The 18717-nt window shown below is 66.9% G+C and carries 17 protein-coding genes and 1 pseudogene; 13 read left to right on the forward strand and 5 right to left on the reverse strand.

The genetic code is table 11. The features are described from left to right. Nucleotides 1–88: 88 nt before the first annotated feature. The 7 genes from LG391_RS00505 to LG391_RS00535 all read left to right on the forward strand — a co-directional run bounded on the left by LG391_RS00505 (nucleotide 89) and on the right by LG391_RS00535 (nucleotide 4522). Entirely contained in the window at nucleotides 89–640 is a 552-nt protein-coding gene (locus tag LG391_RS00505) for a ubiquinol-cytochrome C chaperone family protein (RefSeq protein ID WP_225764491.1), read from the forward strand. Next, on the forward strand, nucleotides 640–1167 hold the full coding sequence (locus tag LG391_RS00510) for a DUF177 domain-containing protein (RefSeq protein ID WP_225764493.1): 528 nt from the start codon (nucleotides 640–642) through the stop codon (nucleotides 1165–1167). Before LG391_RS00505 ends, LG391_RS00510 begins: the two co-directional genes overlap by 1 nt. A 96-nt stretch (nucleotides 1168–1263) precedes the next feature. Further along, nucleotides 1264–1452: a 50S ribosomal protein L32 gene (rpmF, locus tag LG391_RS00515; protein ID WP_034833247.1), complete on the forward strand. Its 189-nt coding sequence runs from the start codon at nucleotides 1264–1266 to the stop codon at nucleotides 1450–1452. Nucleotides 1453–1473: 21 nt separating this feature from the next. Next, nucleotides 1474–2574, forward strand: a complete 1101-nt coding sequence (gene plsX / locus LG391_RS00520) for a phosphate acyltransferase PlsX (RefSeq protein ID WP_225764496.1) — start codon at nucleotides 1474–1476, stop codon at nucleotides 2572–2574. Then, nucleotides 2571–3548 (forward strand): beta-ketoacyl-ACP synthase III, encoded by a 978-nt coding sequence (locus tag LG391_RS00525; RefSeq protein ID WP_225764498.1) that lies wholly within the window; start codon nucleotides 2571–2573, stop codon nucleotides 3546–3548. Before plsX ends, LG391_RS00525 begins: the two co-directional genes overlap by 4 nt. A gap of 131 nt (nucleotides 3549–3679) precedes the next feature. Then, complete coding sequence (locus tag LG391_RS00530; protein WP_225764500.1) at nucleotides 3680–3994, forward strand: integration host factor subunit alpha; 315 nt, start codon at nucleotides 3680–3682, stop codon at nucleotides 3992–3994. Between the two features lie 3 nt (nucleotides 3995–3997). Then, nucleotides 3998–4522 (forward strand): MerR family transcriptional regulator, encoded by a 525-nt coding sequence (locus LG391_RS00535; RefSeq protein ID WP_225764502.1) that lies wholly within the window; start codon nucleotides 3998–4000, stop codon nucleotides 4520–4522. Nucleotides 4523–4693: 171 nt separating this feature from the next. Here LG391_RS00535 and rodA read toward each other — a convergent pair whose 3' ends face one another. Then, nucleotides 4694–5845, reverse strand: coding sequence for a rod shape-determining protein RodA (gene rodA / locus LG391_RS00540; RefSeq protein WP_225764504.1), 1152 nt, complete (start codon nucleotides 5843–5845; stop codon nucleotides 4694–4696). 274 nt (nucleotides 5846–6119) lie between these two features. On the opposite strand from rodA, the gene LG391_RS00545 reads away from it, so the two are divergent. After that, entirely contained in the window at nucleotides 6120–7217 is a 1098-nt protein-coding gene (locus LG391_RS00545; RefSeq protein ID WP_225764506.1) for a P63C domain-containing protein, read from the forward strand. A 198-nt stretch (nucleotides 7218–7415) separates the two neighbouring features. Here LG391_RS00545 and betB read toward each other — a convergent pair whose 3' ends face one another. Together betB and betA are read right to left on the reverse strand one after the other, a co-directional pair. After that, entirely contained in the window at nucleotides 7416–8864 is a 1449-nt protein-coding gene (betB, locus tag LG391_RS00550) for a betaine-aldehyde dehydrogenase (RefSeq protein ID WP_225764508.1), read from the reverse strand. 14 nt (nucleotides 8865–8878) lie between these two features. After that, nucleotides 8879–10531: a choline dehydrogenase gene (gene betA, locus LG391_RS00555; protein WP_225764510.1), complete on the reverse strand. Its 1653-nt coding sequence runs from the start codon at nucleotides 10529–10531 to the stop codon at nucleotides 8879–8881. 215 nt (nucleotides 10532–10746) lie between these two features. Here betA and LG391_RS00560 point away from each other — a divergent pair, with 215 nt between their 5' ends. From LG391_RS00560 to choV, 3 genes are all read left to right on the forward strand, one after another. Continuing rightward, complete coding sequence (locus LG391_RS00560; protein WP_225764512.1) at nucleotides 10747–11688, forward strand: choline ABC transporter substrate-binding protein; 942 nt, start codon at nucleotides 10747–10749, stop codon at nucleotides 11686–11688. A gap of 69 nt (nucleotides 11689–11757) precedes the next feature. After that, nucleotides 11758–12615, forward strand: a complete 858-nt coding sequence (gene choW / locus LG391_RS00565; protein WP_225764515.1) for a choline ABC transporter permease subunit — start codon at nucleotides 11758–11760, stop codon at nucleotides 12613–12615. After that, on the forward strand, nucleotides 12615–13799 hold the full coding sequence (choV, locus tag LG391_RS00570) for a choline ABC transporter ATP-binding protein (RefSeq protein ID WP_225764517.1): 1185 nt from the start codon (nucleotides 12615–12617) through the stop codon (nucleotides 13797–13799). Before choW ends, choV begins: the two co-directional genes overlap by 1 nt. Before the next feature lie 428 nt (nucleotides 13800–14227). Here the strand turns inward: choV and LG391_RS00575 are convergent, their stop codons facing one another. After that, nucleotides 14228–15046, reverse strand: a complete 819-nt coding sequence (locus LG391_RS00575) for an IS5 family transposase (RefSeq protein ID WP_225764519.1) — start codon at nucleotides 15044–15046, stop codon at nucleotides 14228–14230. Between the two features lie 66 nt (nucleotides 15047–15112). On the opposite strand from LG391_RS00575, the gene LG391_RS00580 reads away from it, so the two are divergent. After that, nucleotides 15113–15697, forward strand: a complete 585-nt coding sequence (locus LG391_RS00580; protein WP_225764521.1) for a sugar transferase — start codon at nucleotides 15113–15115, stop codon at nucleotides 15695–15697. Between the two features lie 163 nt (nucleotides 15698–15860). Beyond that, nucleotides 15861–17255 (forward strand): annotated as a pseudogene (gene dacB, locus LG391_RS00585) (D-alanyl-D-alanine carboxypeptidase/D-alanyl-D-alanine-endopeptidase). 9 nt (nucleotides 17256–17264) lie between these two features. Here the strand turns inward: dacB and LG391_RS00590 are convergent. Further along, nucleotides 17265–18563, reverse strand: coding sequence for an FAD-binding oxidoreductase (locus tag LG391_RS00590; RefSeq protein ID WP_225764532.1), 1299 nt, complete (start codon nucleotides 18561–18563; stop codon nucleotides 17265–17267). Nucleotides 18564–18717: the final 154 nt, after the last annotated feature.

Below are 18717 nucleotides of genomic sequence, written 5' to 3' on the forward strand. Positions count from 1 at the left end.
ATGGGGCTCCCAATTGAAGGCTTCCCTCTAGCACACCACCTCCAGTTCGACCAATATCGCCGTCCTTTGCGCAAATCCGATCGGTCCCGTGCTGTCCAAGCTGTTTGCCCGCCACCGCCGCGAACGCGTCGCCGCCGAGCTTTACGTCAAGCTGGTCGAGCAGGCGCGCAGCCCGGCCTTCTACACCGCCTGCGGCGTGCCCGACACGCTGGACGGCCGGTTCGAGGCGCTGGCCCTGCATGCCTTCCTGCTGTTCCATCGGCTGAAGGGCGAGGCGGCACCGGCGCCGGACTTCGCCCAGGCCCTGTTCGACCACATGTTCAGCGACATGGATCTCAGCCTGCGCGAGATCGGCGTCACCGATTTCAGCATCGGCAAGAAGGTCAAGGCGATGGGGCGCGGCTTCTACGGCCGCATCGTCGGCTATGACCGCGGCCTGGCCGCCGCCGATCCGGAGGAACTGGAAGCGGCGCTGCGCCGTAACCTCTACGGCACGGTCGAGCCGGCGCCGGGACAGGTGAGGGCGGTCGCCGCCTATCTGCGCGGCGAGGTGGCCGGCCTGGCGGCGCAGCCGGTGGCGGCGCTGCTGGCCGGTGAGGTCCGGTTCGGCCCGGCGCCCGAGATGGTGGAGGCAGCCTGATGACGACCCCCGAATTCAGCCGCGTGGTCGGCATCAACACCCTGCCGCGCGGTGGCCGGACCATCGCCATCGAGGCCGACGAGACCGAGCGGGCGGCGCTGGCCCGGCGCTTCGACCTGCTGGCGCTGGACGAGTTTCGGGCGCGATTCACCCTGACTCCGGGGCGCGGCGACACGGTGGTGGTGGCCGGGTCGCTGGCCGCGGCGGTGGTGCAGCGCTGCGTGGTGACGCTAGATCCCGTGCCTGCCGCGGTCGAGGACGAGATCGAGGCCGTCTTCGCCGATGCGGCGGGGCGGGACGAGGCGGAGGTCGAGGTCGATCCGCTGGCGGCCGAGGTCGAGCCGCTGGTCGACGGCCGCATCGATCTGGGCGAGCTCGCGGCGCAGCACCTGTCGCTGGCCCTCGACCCCTATCCGCGGTCGCCCGACGCGCCGGAGCCCGCGGCCGAGCCGCCGGAGGGCGAGCCGGAGACGCGCCGGCCCTTCGCCGTGCTCAAGGGGGGCGGCGATGACAAGGCAGGGGAGTGATCGCTTTTCCTTGCCCCGTCGGGCCTTTTCCATTAAGTAACGCCCGTCCGAGGCGGCCCCCCTGGTGCCGCCTTTTCGTATCGAGAGTTCAAGCAAATGGCTGTTCCGAAGAAGAAGACGTCGAAGTCGCGGCGCGACATGCGGCGTTCGCACCACGCTCTGGCCGGCTCGACCTATGTCGAGTGCGCGAATTGCGGTGAGCTGGCTCGTCCGCACCATGTCTGCGACTCCTGCGGCCATTACCACGGCCGTGAGGTGGTCAGCGAGACGACGGCGACCGCCTGATCGACTGCGCCCGCATAGGGAATGTCCGACCCGGCGGCCTCTGGCCCAGTGACGATTGCGCTCGACGCCATGGGGGGCGATCGGGCGCCGGAGATGGTGCTCGAAGGGGCCGAGATTGCCCGCACGCATCATCCGGATGTGCACTTCCTGATCGTCGGTGACGAGGCGCGGATCGCGCCGCTTCTGGCGAAGCGGCCGGCGCTGGCCGCGGTGTCCACGATTCGGCACACCGCCGATGTCGTCACCAACGAGGACAAGCCCTCCGCCGCGCTGCGCAGCGGGCGCAACTCCAGCATGCGGCTGGCCATCGATGCCGTGGCCGCGGGCGAGGCGCAATGCGTCGTCTCCGCCGGCAACACCGGCGCGCTGATGGCGACGGCAAAGATCGTGTTCAAGACGCTGCCGGGCATCGACCGGCCGGCGATCGCGTCGTTTTTCCCGACGCTGCGCGGCGAGAGCGTCATGCTCGACCTCGGCGCCAACATCGAATGCGATGCCGAGAACCTGGTCCAGTTCGCGATCATGGGCTCGGTCTTCGCCAAGGCGGTGCTGGGCCTGGTCGACCCGACGGTCGGCCTGCTCAATGTCGGATCCGAGGCGCTGAAGGGACCGGACGCGGTGCGGGATGCCGCCGCGCGCCTGCGTGAGCTGGAATTCCCCGGCCGGTTCGAGGGCTTCGTCGAGGGCGACGACATCCCGGCCGGGAAGGTCGACGTGGTCGTGACCGACGGCTTTTCCGGCAACATCGCGCTCAAGACCGCCGAGGGCACGGCCAAGCTGTACGCCACCTGGCTGCGCCACACCTTCCGCTCCTCCTGGCTCGCCTCGCTCGGCTATCTGCTGGCGCGCGGCGCCTTCCGCCGGCTGCGGCACCGGACCGACCCACGCCAGTACAACGGCGCGCTGTTCCTCGGCCTCAACGGCATCTGCGTGAAGAGCCATGGCGGCACCGACGGCGAGGGCTTCGCCCATGCCATCGATGTCGGCGTCGATCTGGTCATTCACGGTTTCAATGATAAGGTTAAGCAGGAGTTCAGCCGTTTCGAGGGCAACCGGAACGGCGACGACGCTGCTTCGACGGCTTCACCGACTGCTCCGATCGGGATCGAACAACCGCAATGACAGTCCGCCGCGCGCGCATCATCGGATGCGGTTCTGCCCTGCCTGACCGCGTCGTCACCAACGCCGACCTGGCCCGCACGGTCGACACCTCGGACGAGTGGATCGTCCAGCGCACCGGCATCAGCGTCCGCCACATCGCCGCGCCGGACGAGAAGACCTCGGACCTGGCGCTGGCCGCGGCCCGCAAGGCGCTGGCCATGGCCAAGGTCGAGGGCAGCGACCTCGACCTGGTCGTTCTGGCCACGACCACGCCGGACCAGACCTTTCCGGCCACCGCGGTGCGGGTCCAGGCCGCGCTCGGCATGACCCGCGGCGCCGCCTTCGACGTCCAGGCTGTCTGCTCGGGCTTCGTCTATGCCCTTTCGATCGCGGACAACATGATCCGGCTCGGCCAGGCGCGCACGGCACTGGTGATCGGCGCCGAGACCTTCTCGCGCCTGCTCGACTGGAACGACCGTTCCACCTGCGTGCTGTTCGGCGACGGCGCCGGCGCCGTGGTTCTGCGCGCGGTCGAGGGCGGCGGCACGACCGACGATCCCGGCATCCTGTCGACCCATCTGCATTCCGACGGCCGCCACGAGGACAAGCTGTTCGTCGATGGCGGGCCGTCCTCGACCGGCACCGTCGGCCATGTCCGGATGGAAGGCCGCGAGGTGTTCAAGCACGCGGTCATCAACCTCGCCGAGGTGGTGGAGGAGGCGCTGGCCGCCAACGGCCTGTCGCCGTCCGACATCGACTGGCTGGTGCCGCACCAGGCGAACAAGCGCATCATCGACGCCACCGCCCGCAAGCTCGACCTGCCGCCGGAGAAGGTGGTGCTGACGGTGCAGAAGCACGCCAACACCTCCGCTGCCTCGATTCCGCTGGCGCTGGCGGAGGCCGTGTCCGACGGCCGCATCAAGCCCGGTGACCTCGTCCTGCTCGAGGCCATGGGCGGCGGGCTGACCTGGGGCGCTGCCCTGGTGCGCTGGTAAGCAGTTAGCGGGCCTCGCCTTCGAGGCTCGTGAGGAAATCCGCCCAACGCTTTGGAATTGACGGATTATTTTGCGGAGGGTACCGTCGCTGGACGGTCTTCCTTCGCAATTGCCCGTCAGGGGGAGGCGGCATGGCGGAAACGGTGACACGAGCCCAGCTCAGTGAATCGCTCTATCAAGAAATCGGCTTGTCTCGTAACGAGTCTGCCGATCTTGTTGAGACAGTACTTGAAGAAATCTCCGGCGCACTGGAACGTGGCGAAACGGTGAAGATCTCGTCCTTCGGCACCTTCGGGGTGCGCCAGAAGGGGCAGCGAATCGGGCGCAACCCGAAGACCGGGCAGGAAGTGCCGATCCTGCCGCGCCGGGTGCTGGTGTTCCGCGCCTCGCATGTGCTGAAGGGGCGCATCAACGGCACCAATCCTCCCTTGGACGACGACGAGTAAGCCATGGCCGGAATGGGAGGATCGGAAGCGAAGCCCACGCCGCTGCGCAAGTCGGCGACGGCCTATCGCACGATCAGCGAAGTGTCCGACGACCTCGCCGTGCCGCAGCACGTGCTGCGGTTCTGGGAGACCAAGTTCTCGCAGGTCCGCCCGCTCAAGCGCGGCGGCGGCCGCCGGTACTATCGCCCCGAGGATGTCCAACTGCTGCGCCGGATCCAGCGCCTCCTTTACGAGGAGGGCTACACCATCAAAGGCGTGCAGCGCCTGCTAAAGGAAGGCAAGGCGGCCGAGGCCGATGCGCCGGCTGCGGCGCCGAAGGAGGCGTCTCCGGCCGCCGGTCCCGCCCATCCCCTCCCGGTCACCCGGACCAAGCCGGGCAAGCCGCGTGACGAGATGCAGCTCTCGCTCCTGGCCGGCGCCGGGCGCGAAGGCCGCGCCCAGGGCATCTCGACCGAGCTGCGTGACGAGCTGACCGTGCTGCTGGCGGAGCTGAAGCGCCTGCAAGCGGCCCTGCGCGGCGACGCCTGAGGCCTAATCAACCTTCCGTTCCAGGGCGTCGCGGCGGATCAAAGTCAGGGCTGCGACCGCCCCGAGACATTCCCCAGTCCGCTTACCGGGAGAGTCGGCCCCAGGCCGCCGATAGCCCGGTGAGGGCTTTCTCATACCGCATCCACGCTGATCGAAATGTCAGGTCCGGACTCAGTAGTCCGTGATGCCGCTGCGCGGGATCCGCACCTCGCGGTGGATCCAGACGCTGAGCAGGATGCCGCAGCCCATCAGCAGGGTCAGCATCGCCGTGCCGCCATAGGACACCAGGGGCAGCGGGATGCCGACGACCGGAATCAGTCCGGTGACCATCGCGACATTGACGAAGACGTAGAGGAAGAAGGTCGTGGTCAGGCCGATCCCGACCAGCCGGGCGAAATGGCTGCGGGCGCTGAGCGCGATCATCAGCCCGTAGACGAACAGCATGGTGTAGAGGAACAGCAGGATCAGGGCGCCGACCATGCCGAACTCCTCGGCCAGCACCACGAAGATGAAGTCGGTGTGCTTCTCCGGCAGGAACATCAGCTGGCTCTGCGTGCCGGCGGTGAAGCCCTTGCCGAACAGCGCGCCGGAGCCGAGCGCGATCTTCGACTGCATGATGTTGTAGCCGGCGCCCAGCGGGTCGCGCTCCGGCTCCAGGAAGGTGTAGACGCGGTTCTTCTGGTAGTCGTGCAGGAACTCCCAGCCGATCGGGATGGCGGACAGGCCCAGCACGATGGCGACGGCGAACTTCCACAGCCGCACCCCGGTGGCGAACAGCACCGCGCCGCCGGTCAGGATCAGCAGCATGGCGGTGCCGAGATTGGGCTGCATCAGCACCAGCCCGACCGGCGCCAGGATCAGCAGCAGCGGCACGATCAGCACCAGCGGGTTGCGCACCTCGACCAGGGAGAAGCCGTGGAAGTAGCGGGCGAGGGCGAGGACCAGCGCGATCTTCATCAGCTCCGAGGGCTGGATCACCAGGGGCCCCAGGTTGATCCAGCGCTCGGCGCCCATGCCGACATGGCCCATCATCTCGACCACGATCAGAAGGGCGAAGACGATGGCGTAGACCGGGTAGGCGATCTTCATCCACACCCGGATGTCGACCAGCGCCAGCAGCAGCATGACGATGAAGCCGGTGGCGAAGCGGGTTAGCTGCCGGCTGGCCCAGGGCTCCCAGGAGCCGCCGCCGGCGGAGTACAGCAGCATCACCCCGACCGCGGCGATGGCGCAGACCAGCACCACCAGGCCCCAGCTCATCAGCTGCAGCTTGGTCAGCAGGGTGTAGTGCGGGGCGTCGTCGCGAATCCGGAAGCTGCTCATGAACCAGGACAATCCGCCGTCGCCGTGACGGCGGCCGGACTATGCGCCGGAGAGCCTGGAGGGGCAAGATTGCGAGCTGCGAGGGGGTGTCTCAGTTCGAAATTCGAGCCTGTATCCTCTCGACAGCTTCCGAGCGCGCCTCGTGACCATCTGGCGAAGAGGTCGCACAAATTGCGCGTGCTGCGAGGTGAAGACGATGCATGCATAATGTGCGAAAATGCTTGCATTACGTCGACAACCGTCCACAATGCAAGCATCAGATGAAGGAGCGATGATGGCAGAGGTGATCGGCCGGGCTAAGGGCGGTGTCGCCCGAGCAAAAAAACTCTCTCCGGAAACGCGAAGTGATATCGCTCGAAAGGCGGCCCAAGGCAGATGGTCTGCCGATGCGCCGCCTAAGGCGGAGCACACTGGCGATCTGCATATTGGTGAACTGGTTATTCCATGCGCCGTGCTCCCTGACGGAACGCGGGTCTTGTCCCAACGCGGTGTCGGCCGCGCTCTTGGGCGCAGCTTTGGTGGACAAAGCTGGAAAAGATCAGATGATGGTAGTGCTGGAGGTCTACCCTTCTACTTAAATGTTGGCATACTAAAGCCTTTTATTCCCAGTGACTTGATGGAGCTGCTGGCGAAGCCCGCACTCTACCGGCATGGGAAGGGCGGGGGCGTGGCAATGGGGCTGGTGGCCACGGCATTGCCCCAAGTTTGTAACGTCTGGCTTAAGGCGCGCGAAGAAGGGAAGCTCAACGATGCGCAGCTAGCCGTGGCGCAACGTGCTGAAATAATAATGCGCGGTCTTGCAGAAGTTGGAATCGTTGCACTTGTTGATGAAGCAACAGGATATCAAGATGTACGCGACCGCGCTGCTCTTCAGGAAATACTTAATGCTTACCTTCGTAAAGAGCTGGCGGCATGGGCCAAGAGATTTCCCGATGAATTCTATCAGCAAATATTCAGGCTTCGTAATTGGACAAAGAAGAACGACAACCCAACTAGTCGCCCACAGATCGTCGCGTTTTATACGAAGGATATAGTATATGCGCGACTTGCTCCTGGAATTATAGATGAACTTGAGAAGCGAAATCCGATAGAGCGAGGTAACCGCAAAGCACGCCATCATCAATGGCTAACCGAAGATGTTGGGCATCCTGCACTCGCGCAACACCTATACGCCGTGATCACTCTCATGCGCGTTTCGCAGAATTGGGACCAGTTCAAGCAGCTGCTTGATCAAGCTCACCCCGTGCGGAAGGATACAGCGCAGATGCCGCTTATGCTCGAGCCGCCGATAAGCCAACCACTCGCTACTCCAACCCTTTCGATCGAGAGTCTTCCGCTTTTTGCGCGACCGATCGACACTCCTAAAACCTAAGGCATCGTGCGCGGGCGTTGCCGCTGCTCGTACTGAGAGCCTGGGCGATATCCGCTAAACTCCACCGACGAGACTCGCACCGTGCCATCCTCGACCGCCGGCGTCCTTTCGTTTCCCAAACGAACCACGAACCCTTCGTTCTGAGAAGAGCTCGCTGCGCAGGAGAAGTCAAACAAACGAGGGAGTTGTGATCGAACGTCAATACGGGCAGTCGACGTCGCCGGTCTCGACATAGACGCTCTTCAGCTGGGTGTAGTGCTCGAGCGCGGCGAGGCCGTTCTCGCGGCCGAGGCCGGACTGCTTGTATCCGCCGAACGGGATCTCCACCGGGGTGATGTTGTAGTTGTTGATCCAGCAGGTGCCGGCCTGCAGCCGGGCGACGACGCGGTGGCCGCGGGCCAGGTCGCGGGTGAAGACGCCGGCCGCCAGCCCGTATTCGGTGGCGTTGGCGCGGCGCACCGCCTCGTCCTCGTCGGTGAAGGTCAGCACCGTCATCACCGGGCCGAAGATCTCCTCCCGCACGATCGACATGTCGTCGTGGCAGGCGTCGAAGATCGCCGGCTCGACGAAATAGCCGCCGGCCAGCGCCGGGTCGGCCGGGGCGCGGCCGCCGCAGACCAGGCGGGCGCCGGCCTTCACCCCGGCCTCGACATAGCCCAGCACCTTGGCCCGGTGCTCGGCCGAGATCAGGGCGCCGACCTGGGTTGCCGGATCCATCGGGTCGCCGATCCGCATCTTTTGGGTGCGGGCCACGAGGGCATCCATGAAGCGGTTGTGCAGCGACGCCTCGACGAACACCCGCGTGCCGTTCGAGCAGATCTCGCCCTGGGTGTAGAAGTTCGCCATCATCGCCGCCTTCACCGCGTTCTCGACATCGGCGTCGGCGAAGACGATCAGCGGCGACTTGCCGCCGAGCTCCATGGTCACGTGCTTCATCGCCCCGGCGGCGGCCGCGGCGACCTTGCGCCCGGTCGGCACCGACCCTGTCAGCGACACCTTGGCGACGTCGGGATGGCTGATCAGCGCCTGGCCGACATCGCCCTTGCCCTGGACCACGTTGAACACGCCCGGCGGCAGGCCGGCCTCGGCGAAGATCCCGGCCAGCGCCACCGCGGTCATCGGCGTCAGCTCGGACGGCTTGAACACCATGGTGTTGCCGCAGGCCAGCGCCGGGCCGGACTTCCAGCAGGCGATCTGGATCGGGTAGTTCCAGGCGCCGATGCCGGCGACCACGCCCAGTGGCTCGCGCCTTGTATAGGCGAAGGCGCGGCCGAAATCGTGATGGGTGCCGTGCAGCGACGGCGCCAGCCCGGCGAAATACTCGATCGCGTCGGCGCCGGAATCGATGTCGACCGCTAGCGCCTCGGCGATCGGCTTGCCGGTGTCCTCGACCTCCATCCGCGCCAGCCGGTCGCGGTTGGCGCGCAGGAGGCGCACCGCCTCGCGCAGGATGCGGCCGCGCTGGGTGCCGGTCATCCCGGCCCAGCCGTCGAAGGCGGCCTTGGCCGCGGCCACGGCGCGATCGACATCGGCGGGGGAGGCGGCGGCGACCCGGCCGATGACCTGCCCGGTCGCCGGGTTGATCGTGTCGAAGGGCGTGCCGCTTCCGTCGACCGTGCGCCCGCCGATGTGCAGACCGATGGTCATGGCTCTCTCCTGTTTCAGCGCTGCGCCGTCTGCCAGTTGGGTGCCTCGTAGACCGGGGCGTTGGAGGGCGGCAAGGGGGGCCGGCCCAGGATGATGTCGGCCGCCTTCTCGCCGATCATGATGGTCGGCGCGTTCAGGTTGCCGCTGACGATCGAGGGCATGATCGAGGCGTCGACCACGCGCAGCCCCTCCAGCCCGCGCACCCGCGTTTCCGGGTCGACCACCGCCATCTCGTCGACACCCATCTTGCAGGTGCAGGAGGGGTGATAGGCGCTGTCGGCCTTGGCCCGGATGAAGGCGTCGATCTCGTCATCGGTACGGACCGGGGCGCCGGGCGCGATCTCCGGCCCGCGATAGGGGTCGAAGGCGCTCTGGGCGAAGATCTCACGGGTCAGCTTGACGCAGGCGCGCATGTCGGCGCGGTCGTCCTCGGTGGTCAGGTAGTTCGGCTGCAGGATCGGCTTGGCCCGCGGGTCGGCCGATCGCAGCTCGACCCAGCCGCGCGAGGTGGCGCGCATGGTGCCCGCATGGGCCTGGAACGCATGGCGGTCGCCCGGCTTGCGGCCGTGGTCGTTCACCACCGACGGCAGGAAATGGTACTGGATGTCCGGGTGCCGGATGCCGGCGCGGGAGCGGATGAAGCCGCCGGCCTCGAGATGGGCCGAGGTACAGAGGCCGCTGCGGAACATGAACCACTCGACCCCGACCTTCGCCTTGAACAGCGGATTCTCGACGCTGTAGAGGGTGATCGGCTGCTTGCACTCGTACTGGACGTACAGCTCCAGGTGGTCCTGCAGGTTGCGGCCGACGCCCGGCAGGTCGTGCACCACGGCGATGCCGTGCCGGCGCAGCTGGTCGGCCGGGCCGACGCCGGACAGCATCAGCAGTTGCGGCGAGTTGATGGCGCCGCCGCACAGGATCACCTCGCGGGCGGCGCGGGCAACGCGGACCTGCCCAGCCTGGGCGTATTCGACGCCGACGGCGCGGGTGCCCTCGAACAGGATCCGGGTGCTCAGCGCGCCGGTCTCGACGGTCAGGTTCGGCCGCGTCCGGACCGGCTTCAGATAGGCCTTGGCGGCCGACCAGCGCTCGCCCTGATGGATCGTCATGTCCATCTTGCCGAAGCCTTCCTGCTGGTAACCGTTCATATCCTCGGTGAACGGATACCCGGCCTGCTGCCCGGCCTGGATGAAGGCGTCGAACAGCGGGTTCGGCTGGCTGCCGGTCGAAACCCTGAGCGGCCCGTCGGAGCCGCGATAGTCGTCGCCGCCCTTGGCCCGGGTCTCGGCCCGGCGGAAATAGGGCAGCACCTCGGCATAGGACCAGCCGGCGGCGCCTTCCTCGGCCCAGCGGTCGTAGTCATAGGCATGGCCGCGGACATAGACCATGGCGTTGAGCGACGAGGACCCGCCCAGCACCCGGCCGCGCGGCCAGTACATGCGGCGGCCGTCCATCGCCGCCTGCGGCTCGGTCTCGTAGTACCAGTTGTACTTGTCGTCGCCGAGATTGTAGGTTAGCGCCGCCGGCATGTGGATCTTCCAGGTCCGGTCCTCGGGGCCGGCTTCCAGCACCAGCACGCGGTTGCCGGGCTCGGCCGACAGCCGGTTGGCGAGGACGCAGCCGGCCGAGCCGGCGCCGACGATCACGTAGTCGAATTCTGCCGTCATCACTTCCATTCCTCCGGGCCGCGGCCGCATGCTAGCGGGGCGGGGCCGGGCGATGAGGCCGGTTTGCGTCACGCCATGCCGGAAATCGGCCAGCGGCGACGCACGGGCCGTCGTTAGACTCGCGCGGAGGCGCTTGGCCGCTGGTCCTGCGGCTGACGCCGCCCTGCAACGAACGAAAATTGTCAGACAGGCGGGCAAAACAGGAGAGTCGCATCATGATGTCGTGGCGTTTGAGCGGGCTGGTGCTGGGCCTAGCCCTGGCCGCCGGGACGGCCCAGGCGGCCGATCCGGCGAGCTGCCGTAAGGTGCGGTTCTCCGATGTCGGCTGGACCGACATCACCGCGACCACCGGGATCGCCTCGACCGTGCTGAAAGGGCTGGGCTACGAGCCCTCGGCCGAGGTGCTGTCGGTCCCGGTCACCTATGTCTCGCTGAAGAACAAGAACATCGACATCTTCCTCGGCAACTGGATGCCGACCCAGGCGGCGGACATCCAGCCCTATCTCGACGACAAGTCGGTCGAGAACGTGCGCGTCAACCTCGAGGGCGCGAAATACACCCTGGCGGTGCCGGACTACGTCTTCGAGGGTGGGGTGAAGGACTTCGCCGATCTGGCGAAGAACGGCGACAAGTTCGACAAGAAGATCTACGGCATCGAACCCGGCAACGACGGCAACCGGCAGATCCAGTCGATGATCGACAAGGATGCCTTCGGCCTGAAGGATTGGCAGCTGGTCGAATCGAGCGAGCAGGGCATGCTGTCCCAGGTGGACCGGGCGATCCGCCGCAAGGAATGGATAGTGTTCCTCGGCTGGGCGCCGCATCCCATGAACAAGAACTTTGCGCTGCAATACCTGTCGGGCGGCGACGACTTCTTCGGACCGAACTACGGCGGCGCCACGGTGCTGACCAACGTCCGCGCCGGCTATCGGACGGACTGCCCGAATGTCGGCAAGCTGCTGGACAACCTGGTCTTCTCGCTCGACATCGAGAACGCCGTGATGGCCGGCATCCTCGACGAGGGCAAGAGCGGCGACCAGGCGGCGGCCGACTATCTCAAGGCCAACCCGGATGTGCTGACGCCCTGGCTCGCCGGCGTGACCACCTTCGACGGCAAGGACGGCCTCGCCGCGGTGAAGGCGTCTCTCGGCCTCTAATCGACCCGACAGGCGCGCCGCCGCCCGGGCGGCGCGTCGTCCAAACGTCCGGAACAAGAAGGACGCCGCATGGACGAACTGAGCGCGCTGTTGTCCCAGAAGATCCCGCTCGGGCTATGGATCAAGCACCTGACGGATTTCCTGACCGACAATTTCGCCAGCGTCTTCGATGCCATCTCGATCGGCCTCGGCACCGCGATCGAATGGCTGATCGACGTGTTCCTGTGGCCGCCGCCGCTGGTCTTCATAGCCATTGTCGCCGTCCTGGCCTACCTGCTGCACCGGCGCTGGCAGCTGGTCGCCCTGGTCGTGATCGGGTTCCTCCTGATCCTCAATCTCGGCTACTGGACCGAGACCATGCAGACCCTGGCGCTGGTGATCTGCGCCACCTTCCTGTCGCTGTTGATCGGCATCCCGATCGGCATCCTCTGCGCCCACCGGCCGCTGGTCTATGCCGTGATCCGGCCGATCCTCGACCTGATGCAGACGCTGCCGACCTTCGTCTACCTGATCCCGACCCTGATCCTGTTCGGGCTGGGCGTCGCGCCGGGCCTGATCTCGACGGTGGTCTTCGCCGTGGCCGCGCCGATCCGCCTGACCTATCTCGGCATCCACGGCGTGCCGGGGCCGCTGCTCGAGGCCGGCGAGGCCTTCGGCGCCACCAGGCGGCAGCTGCTGTTCAAGGTCGAGCTGCCGCACGCCCTGCCGACGATCATGGCCGGGCTGACCCAATGCATCATGCTGTCGCTGTCGATGGTCGTGATCGCCGCGCTGGTCGGGGCCGACGGCCTGGGCAAGCCGGTGGTGCGCGCCCTCAACTCGGTGAACGTCCCGATGGGCTTCGAAGCCGGCCTGTGCATCGTCATCCTGGCCGTGATCCTCGACCGTCTGGTGAAAAGCGAACGGCCCGTCGGAGGGGCGCATTGATGTCCGACATGCTTCCCGCCGTCCATTTCAACGCCGTCGACGTGATCTTCGGGCCGACGCCGAAGCGGGCGCTGGCGTTGCTCGATCAGGGCCGAAGCCGGGCCGAGATCCTGGCCGAGACCGGCGACACCCTGGCGGTCGCCGGGGCCGAGCTCTCGGTTCCGCCGGGCGAGCTGTGCGTGCTGATGGGCCTGTCCGGCTCCGGCAAATCGTCGCTGCTGCGCTGCGTCAACGGCCTCAACAAGGTCACCCGCGGCCGGATGATCGTGCGCTGCGACGGCCAGGAGGTCGACGTCGCCAGCTGCGACGAGACCACCCTGCGCAGGCTCCGCGCCGACTGGGTGTCGATGGTGTTCCAGCAATTCGCGCTGATGCCGTGGCGCACGATCCGCGACAATGTCGGCCTCGGGCTTGAGCTGCGCGGCGTGCCGAAGGCCGAACGCGACCGGGTGGTCGACGAGAAGCTGGCGCTGGTCCATCTCGACAAATGGGCCGGCAAATACCCGCGCGAGCTGTCGGGCGGCATGCAGCAGCGCGTCGGCCTGGCCCGCGCCTTCGCCACCGATGCCGACATCCTCTTGATGGACGAACCGTTCTCGGCGCTCGACCCCTTGATCCGCACCCATCTGCAGGACGAGCTCCTGGAGCTGCAGCGTCGGCTGAAGAAAACCATCATCTTCGTCAGCCACGACCTCGACGAGGCGCTGAAGATCGGCAACCGCATCGTGATCATGGAATCCGGCCGCATCGTCCAGGTCGGCACGCCGGAGGAGATCGTCACCCGCCCGGCGGACGATTACGTCGCCAACTTCGTCGCCCACGTGAACCCCCTCAACGTCCTCCGCGCCGAGGCGCTGATGACGCCGCTCGACCTGCTGCCGCGCGACGGCGATTCGATCCTGGTCGACAAGGCGAAGACCTGCCGCTGCCGGGTCGACGATCTCGGCCGGCCGATCGAGGTGCTGCAGGCCGACCGGCCGCTGGAGATCGCCGACGGCATCATCAACGGCGTGGTGCCGGGGCAGATCGCGACCATGCCGGCCCATGCCTCGATGCGCCGCTTCATCGCCGCACATGAAGCGACACGGCAGCCGATCCTCGTTTTGGACGATGACGGCCGGCTGATCGGCAAGGTCGGGGAAAGCGAGCTTGTGGCTCGCTTGCTGCGAGGAAAAGAGGCTTAAAAACAGGAGATTAACTAACGTGATTGCCGCATTAGTTTAATTTTCCTGTCTCTGCCGTTGATCTATCCAGGCTGGTGGCGGCAACACAGGGCAATAAATGGATTGTCTCCCCCGGCGGCTTTCGATATACATAAAGAGCGCATTCAATGGCCGTCAGGTCACACTAAAAATTGCCACGGTCCAGGCAATTGTGACATGCGCGACCCTAGTGACTAGGGGGCGGGGAGTCAGACAAAAATTCAATGTGGGGTGTTCTGCCGATTGCGGCGGCGGGACATGTTCTGCTCCTTTATTTCTGTTTTCTGGGGGTACAGGAATATGCAGTCCGACAGCCTCGTCGATACTGCCGCTGTAGATATTTCCGCGGAGACGCCGATTCGGACGGCTCGGATCGGCATGGCGGCTAAGAGTCCGTTTGGAAACGGAGTTTAGTGAGCGATGCGTCGGAGGAGGAGGCTTCCCATGGCGACATGGATCATGGCCTCGGAGACGTCGATGCGGGCTTCGTAGTCGCGGACCAGGCGCCGCCATCGGGTCATCCATCCGAAGGTGCGCTCGACGACCCAGCGGCGCGGCAGGACCTTGAAGCCGGCGTCGATGCGGCGGACAACCTCGATCACGAAGTCGAGGTAGGCGGCCTTGTCCATGAGCTTGCCACGGTCATAGGCGCTGTCGGCGAACAGATGCTTGATCCAGGGCCAGCGCTTGCGGATCGCGGACAGGATCGTCTGGGCGCCGGCGCTGTCGGAGATGCCGGCCGGGGTGAGGTTCACCATCAAGAGGCGCCCATCGGTGTCGACGGCGACGTGCCGCTTGCGGCCCACCACCTTCTTGGCGCCATCGAAGCTGCGAACAGCACCAGGCGCCGGTGCCTTGATCGTCTGGCTGTCGAGGATGCCGCCGGAGGGGCTGGCACCGCGCCCGGCCTGCTCCCGGTCGATCATCAGCGCGATGTCATGGATCGTTCGGAACAGGAACAGCCGGACGAAGCGCCGGAACCACCAGTACACCGTCTGCCAGGGCGGAAAGTTCACCGGAAGCATCCGCCAGCCACAGCCGGTCCGGGCCAGATACCGGATCGCATTCAGCACCTCGCGAAGCGCGATCTCTCGCCGACGCCCTGTCCTGGCCGGCTTCGGCAGCAGCGGCTCGACTTGCGACCATTCCTCATCCGTCAGGTCGGTCGGATAGCGACGCGTCTTCTTCTCGATCTCGGCCATCCGGCCACGGCTCGTTGCTGTCCACATCCACAGCTTGAATCACGAGCTCGCTTAAAACACCAGCCCTGTTTCCAAACAGGCTCTAAGCGATTGATGGATATCGTATTATCGATCGTCTTTCTGATCCTGTTTTCGCCGTTGTTTCTGGTCTGCGCGGCCATGATCCGGCGTTCCGGCCGGGGAATTTTCTACAGCGACCGCCGCGTGGGGCGCGATGGCAAGATCTTCTACTGCCATAAGTTCAGGACGATGGTTCCCAACGCAAACAAGCTGTTGGCGGATCTTCTTCAGAAAGATCCTGAACTGCGGCGGGAATGGGAAGCCGGCTTCAAGCTGAAAAAAGATCCGCGCGTGACCGCGATCGGCCGCTTCCTGCGCAAGACCAGCCTCGACGAGTTGCCGCAGCTGTTCAACGTGCTCAAGGGCGATATGAGCCTGGTCGGCCCGCGGCCGATGTTCGAGGAGGAGCAGGAGCGCTGGGGATCGGCGATCCACTACTATTACAGCACCAGGCCCGGCATGACCGGCGTCTGGCAGATCTCGGGCCGCAGCGACATCGGCTATGAGACCAGGATCCGCCTCAACGTCGAATATGTGCGGAACTGGACGCTCTGGCGGGACATCGTGATCCTGCTCAAGACCCCGAAGGTCTTCCTGCCCCGCGCCGGCGCCTACTAGCCCGTCCGGCCCAGCGAAGGACCGATACGGCCCCGGCAAGGGGCCGTGCCCGTTTCCGCTTACGGCGGCTTCCGACTCGCTGCGCCCGGAGCTATAGGAGGGCGCGACCCGATGCGGAGGATGCCGGCCCGTGCCCAAAGTGTTTCGTCTGTTCCTGCTGCTGGTGCTGGCGGCCGGCCTGCCGGCCGAAGCGGCCCGCGCCCAGGCCGCGAACCGCAGCGGCCTGCCGGCCGGCGACATCGCCTACATCGTGTTCGACGCGCAGAGCGGCCAGCTGATCGACAGCGCCCATCCGACGCGACCGATGATCCCGGCCTCGACCATGAAGGTCGCGAGCATGCTGGCGGCGATCGAGATCCTCGGCGCCGACCATCGCTTCACCACCGTCGTCGCTGCCAGCGGCTCCGTCTCGGGCGGCGTGCTGAACGGCGATCTGGCCCTGATCGGCGGGGGCGATCCCACCTTGGACATCAATGACCTGGCCGATCTGGTCGGTCAGGTCCGGCAGGCCGGCATCACCAAGGTGACCGGCCGTTTCGTCGTCGACGACACGGTGCTGCAGGCCCTGCCGTATCTCGATCCGCTGCAGCCCCTGGCCGCCTCCTACAACCCCGGGCTCTCCGGCCTCGCCGTCAACTTCAACGCCCTGCGGGTGAGCTGGCAGACGCGGCAAGGGCGCATGGATGCCCGGGCCGACGCGGTGGCGGATGGGCGCAACGTCACGCTGCCCTGGGTCGATGTCAGCGAGGGCGCGGCCACGCCCTATCGTCCGGTCGACGGCCACGAAGGCTGGATTCTGTCGTCGCGCCTGCCGGACAAGGGCTCCGACCTGCTGCCGATCCGCTATCCGTCGGCCACGGCGGCCGAGATCTTCCGGTCCTTCGCGCGCGACGCAGGCATCACCCTGCCGGCCCCGGCGATCGGGTCGCGCACGGCCGAGGGCACGATCATCGCCCGGCACGACAGCGAGCCGCTGCCGGCGATCGTCGCCCGCGTCCTGAAATACAGCAACAACCTGTCGGCCGAGATGATCGGCATGATGGCGGCGCGGCAGGCCCTGGGCCGCAGCAGCATCAGCCAGGGGTAGGCGGGCCGCACGCTGGCCGCCTGGTGGGCGCAGAAGCTGCCGCAAGTCGACTGGAGCGGGCTGTCGATCCCGGGGGGATCCGGCCTCAGCACCGCCGCCCGGATCTCGCCGGTGCAGATGGCCGCCGTGCTGATCGAGGGCAACCGCATCGGCCTGCCGGCGCTGATGCCGGAGCGGCCGGACGGCGGGGCCGAGGCCGGTTCCGGCGAGCCGCCGCCGCTCCCGCCCGGCCGGTTGCGGGCGAAGACCGGCACCATGGGCTATGTCCGCGGCCTGGCCGGCTATCTCACGGCCAACAGCGGCCGGCAGCTCGGCTTCGCCATCTTCATCGTCGACGAGGCGCAGCGCGCCGCGGCCGACGCGGCGACCGATCCCTATGTTCTCGCCGTGTCGCAGCCGGCGCGGCGCTGGCTCGGCCGGGCGCGGGCGGCCGAGCGCGAGCTGCTGCGGCAGTGGGCTGCAGCGTACTGACAGGAATCGCTACAGCAGGTCGCGCAGCCGGTACCAGGCCATCGCAAGCACCAGGGCCGGCATGCGCAGCAGCCTTCCGCCTGGAAAAGGCTGATGCGGGATACGGGCGAAGACGTCGAAGCGGTCGGCCTGGCCGCGGATCGCCTCGGCCATCACCCGGCCGGCCATGCCGGTCAGCAGCACGCCGTGGCCGGAGAAGCCTTGGGCGAAGAAGATATGGGGCGCCACCCGGCCGAAATGCGGCGTGCGGTTCATGGTGATGCCGACATGGCCACCCCAGCAGAACTCGACTTTCTTCCCGGCCAGGCGGGGCAGGGTGCGCACCATCGTCCGCCGCATGGCCTCGGCCAGGCGCCGCGGCTCGTAGCCGGAATAGCTGACGCCGCCGCCGAACAGCATCCGGGTGTCGTGTCCCAGCCGGTAGTAGTTCAGCACGAAGTTGATGTCGGCGACGGCGAAGCCCGAGGGGATGGTCTGCTGCGCCAGCGGCTCGCCCAGCGGCTCGGTCGCGATGATGTAGGTGCCGACCGGCATCCCCCGCGACCGGATCGTGCGGTCGACCTCGGCCGACAGCGCCGGCAGATAGGCGTTGCCGCACAGCGCCACGAAATCGGCGGTGACCCGCCCCTTCGGCGTCTCCGCCGCCGCCGGCCGGCCCTGGTCCAGCCGGGTGACCGGCGTGTCCTCGAAGATGCGCACGCCGAGCGACCGCGCCGCCTCGGCCAGGCCGAGCGCATAATTCAGCGGGTGGATCTGGCCGCTGCCGCTGTCGAGCAGGCCGCCGACATAGCCGGGGGCATCGACCAGCGTCCGGACCTCGGCCCGCGACAGCATCCGGCCCTGGTGATAGCCGAGCCGCTCCCATTCGGCCAGATGGGCCTCCAACTCCTCCATGTGCCGCCGCTTCAACGCGCCCAGCACATAGCCCCAACGCAGGTCGCACTCGATGCCATGCTGCTCGACGCGCTGCCGCAGGATCGCCTTGGCCTCCTCCGACATGTCCCACAGCTTGCGGGCATCATCTTGGCCGACCCAGCCGGCGATGGTGCCGATCTCCTTGTTGAAGCCGGTCACCGCCTGGCCGCCGTTGCGGCCCGACGCGCCCCAGCCGACCCGCCGGGCCTCGACCAGAACGACGTCGAGGCCTCGCTCCCTCAGTTCGATCGCGGTGCTGAGGCCGGTATAGCCGCCGCCCACCACCAGCACGTCGCAGCGCAGGTCCCCGTCCAGCGAGGGGAAGCGGAGGTCGCGGTTGGCGGTGGCGGCGTACCAGGAGCGGACATGGCCGTCCAGGCGGACTGATTGCATGACACGGTGATTGTGGCCTCGGATGGCGCCCTGAATAGCTGGGCGAGGTCGCGCCGGCCAGCCGGGCGGACGCCCGGTCCGGCATGTCCTGCCCGCATGACGGGAGCCCAGGGCAGCCCGGACGGCTGTTCGCTTGTCCACGCCGGACGGACGG

It is taken from the genome of Inquilinus sp. Marseille-Q2685, assembly GCF_916619195.1.
In the GTDB taxonomy this organism is placed as follows: Bacteria; Pseudomonadota; Alphaproteobacteria; order DSM-16000; family Inquilinaceae; genus Inquilinus.

What these genes read in the sequence shown, in the direction of transcription:
- LG391_RS00510 (WP_225764493.1), top strand. Translation starts at nt 640, where the DNA reads ATGACGACCCCCGAATTCAGCCGCGTGGTCGGCATCAACACCCTGCCG.
- rpmF (WP_034833247.1), top strand. Translation starts at nt 1,264, where the DNA reads ATGGCTGTTCCGAAGAAGAAGACGTCGAAGTCGCGGCGCGACATGCGG.
- plsX (WP_225764496.1), top strand. Translation starts at nt 1,474, where the DNA reads ATGTCCGACCCGGCGGCCTCTGGCCCAGTGACGATTGCGCTCGACGCC.
- LG391_RS00525 (WP_225764498.1), top strand. Translation starts at nt 2,571, where the DNA reads ATGACAGTCCGCCGCGCGCGCATCATCGGATGCGGTTCTGCCCTGCCT.
- LG391_RS00530 (WP_225764500.1), top strand. Translation starts at nt 3,680, where the DNA reads ATGGCGGAAACGGTGACACGAGCCCAGCTCAGTGAATCGCTCTATCAA.
- LG391_RS00535 (WP_225764502.1), top strand. Translation starts at nt 3,998, where the DNA reads ATGGCCGGAATGGGAGGATCGGAAGCGAAGCCCACGCCGCTGCGCAAG.
- rodA (WP_225764504.1), bottom strand. Translation starts at nt 5,845, where the DNA reads ATGAGCAGCTTCCGGATTCGCGACGACGCCCCGCACTACACCCTGCTG.
- LG391_RS00545 (WP_225764506.1), top strand. Translation starts at nt 6,120, where the DNA reads ATGGCAGAGGTGATCGGCCGGGCTAAGGGCGGTGTCGCCCGAGCAAAA.
- betB (WP_225764508.1), bottom strand. Translation starts at nt 8,864, where the DNA reads ATGACCATCGGTCTGCACATCGGCGGGCGCACGGTCGACGGAAGCGGC.
- betA (WP_225764510.1), bottom strand. Translation starts at nt 10,531, where the DNA reads ATGACGGCAGAATTCGACTACGTGATCGTCGGCGCCGGCTCGGCCGGC.
- LG391_RS00560 (WP_225764512.1), top strand. Translation starts at nt 10,747, where the DNA reads ATGATGTCGTGGCGTTTGAGCGGGCTGGTGCTGGGCCTAGCCCTGGCC.
- choW (WP_225764515.1), top strand. Translation starts at nt 11,758, where the DNA reads ATGGACGAACTGAGCGCGCTGTTGTCCCAGAAGATCCCGCTCGGGCTA.
- choV (WP_225764517.1), top strand. Translation starts at nt 12,615, where the DNA reads ATGTCCGACATGCTTCCCGCCGTCCATTTCAACGCCGTCGACGTGATC.
- LG391_RS00575 (WP_225764519.1), bottom strand. Translation starts at nt 15,046, where the DNA reads ATGTGGACAGCAACGAGCCGTGGCCGGATGGCCGAGATCGAGAAGAAG.
- LG391_RS00580 (WP_225764521.1), top strand. Translation starts at nt 15,113, where the DNA reads ATGGATATCGTATTATCGATCGTCTTTCTGATCCTGTTTTCGCCGTTG.
- LG391_RS00590 (WP_225764532.1), bottom strand. Translation starts at nt 18,563, where the DNA reads ATGCAATCAGTCCGCCTGGACGGCCATGTCCGCTCCTGGTACGCCGCC.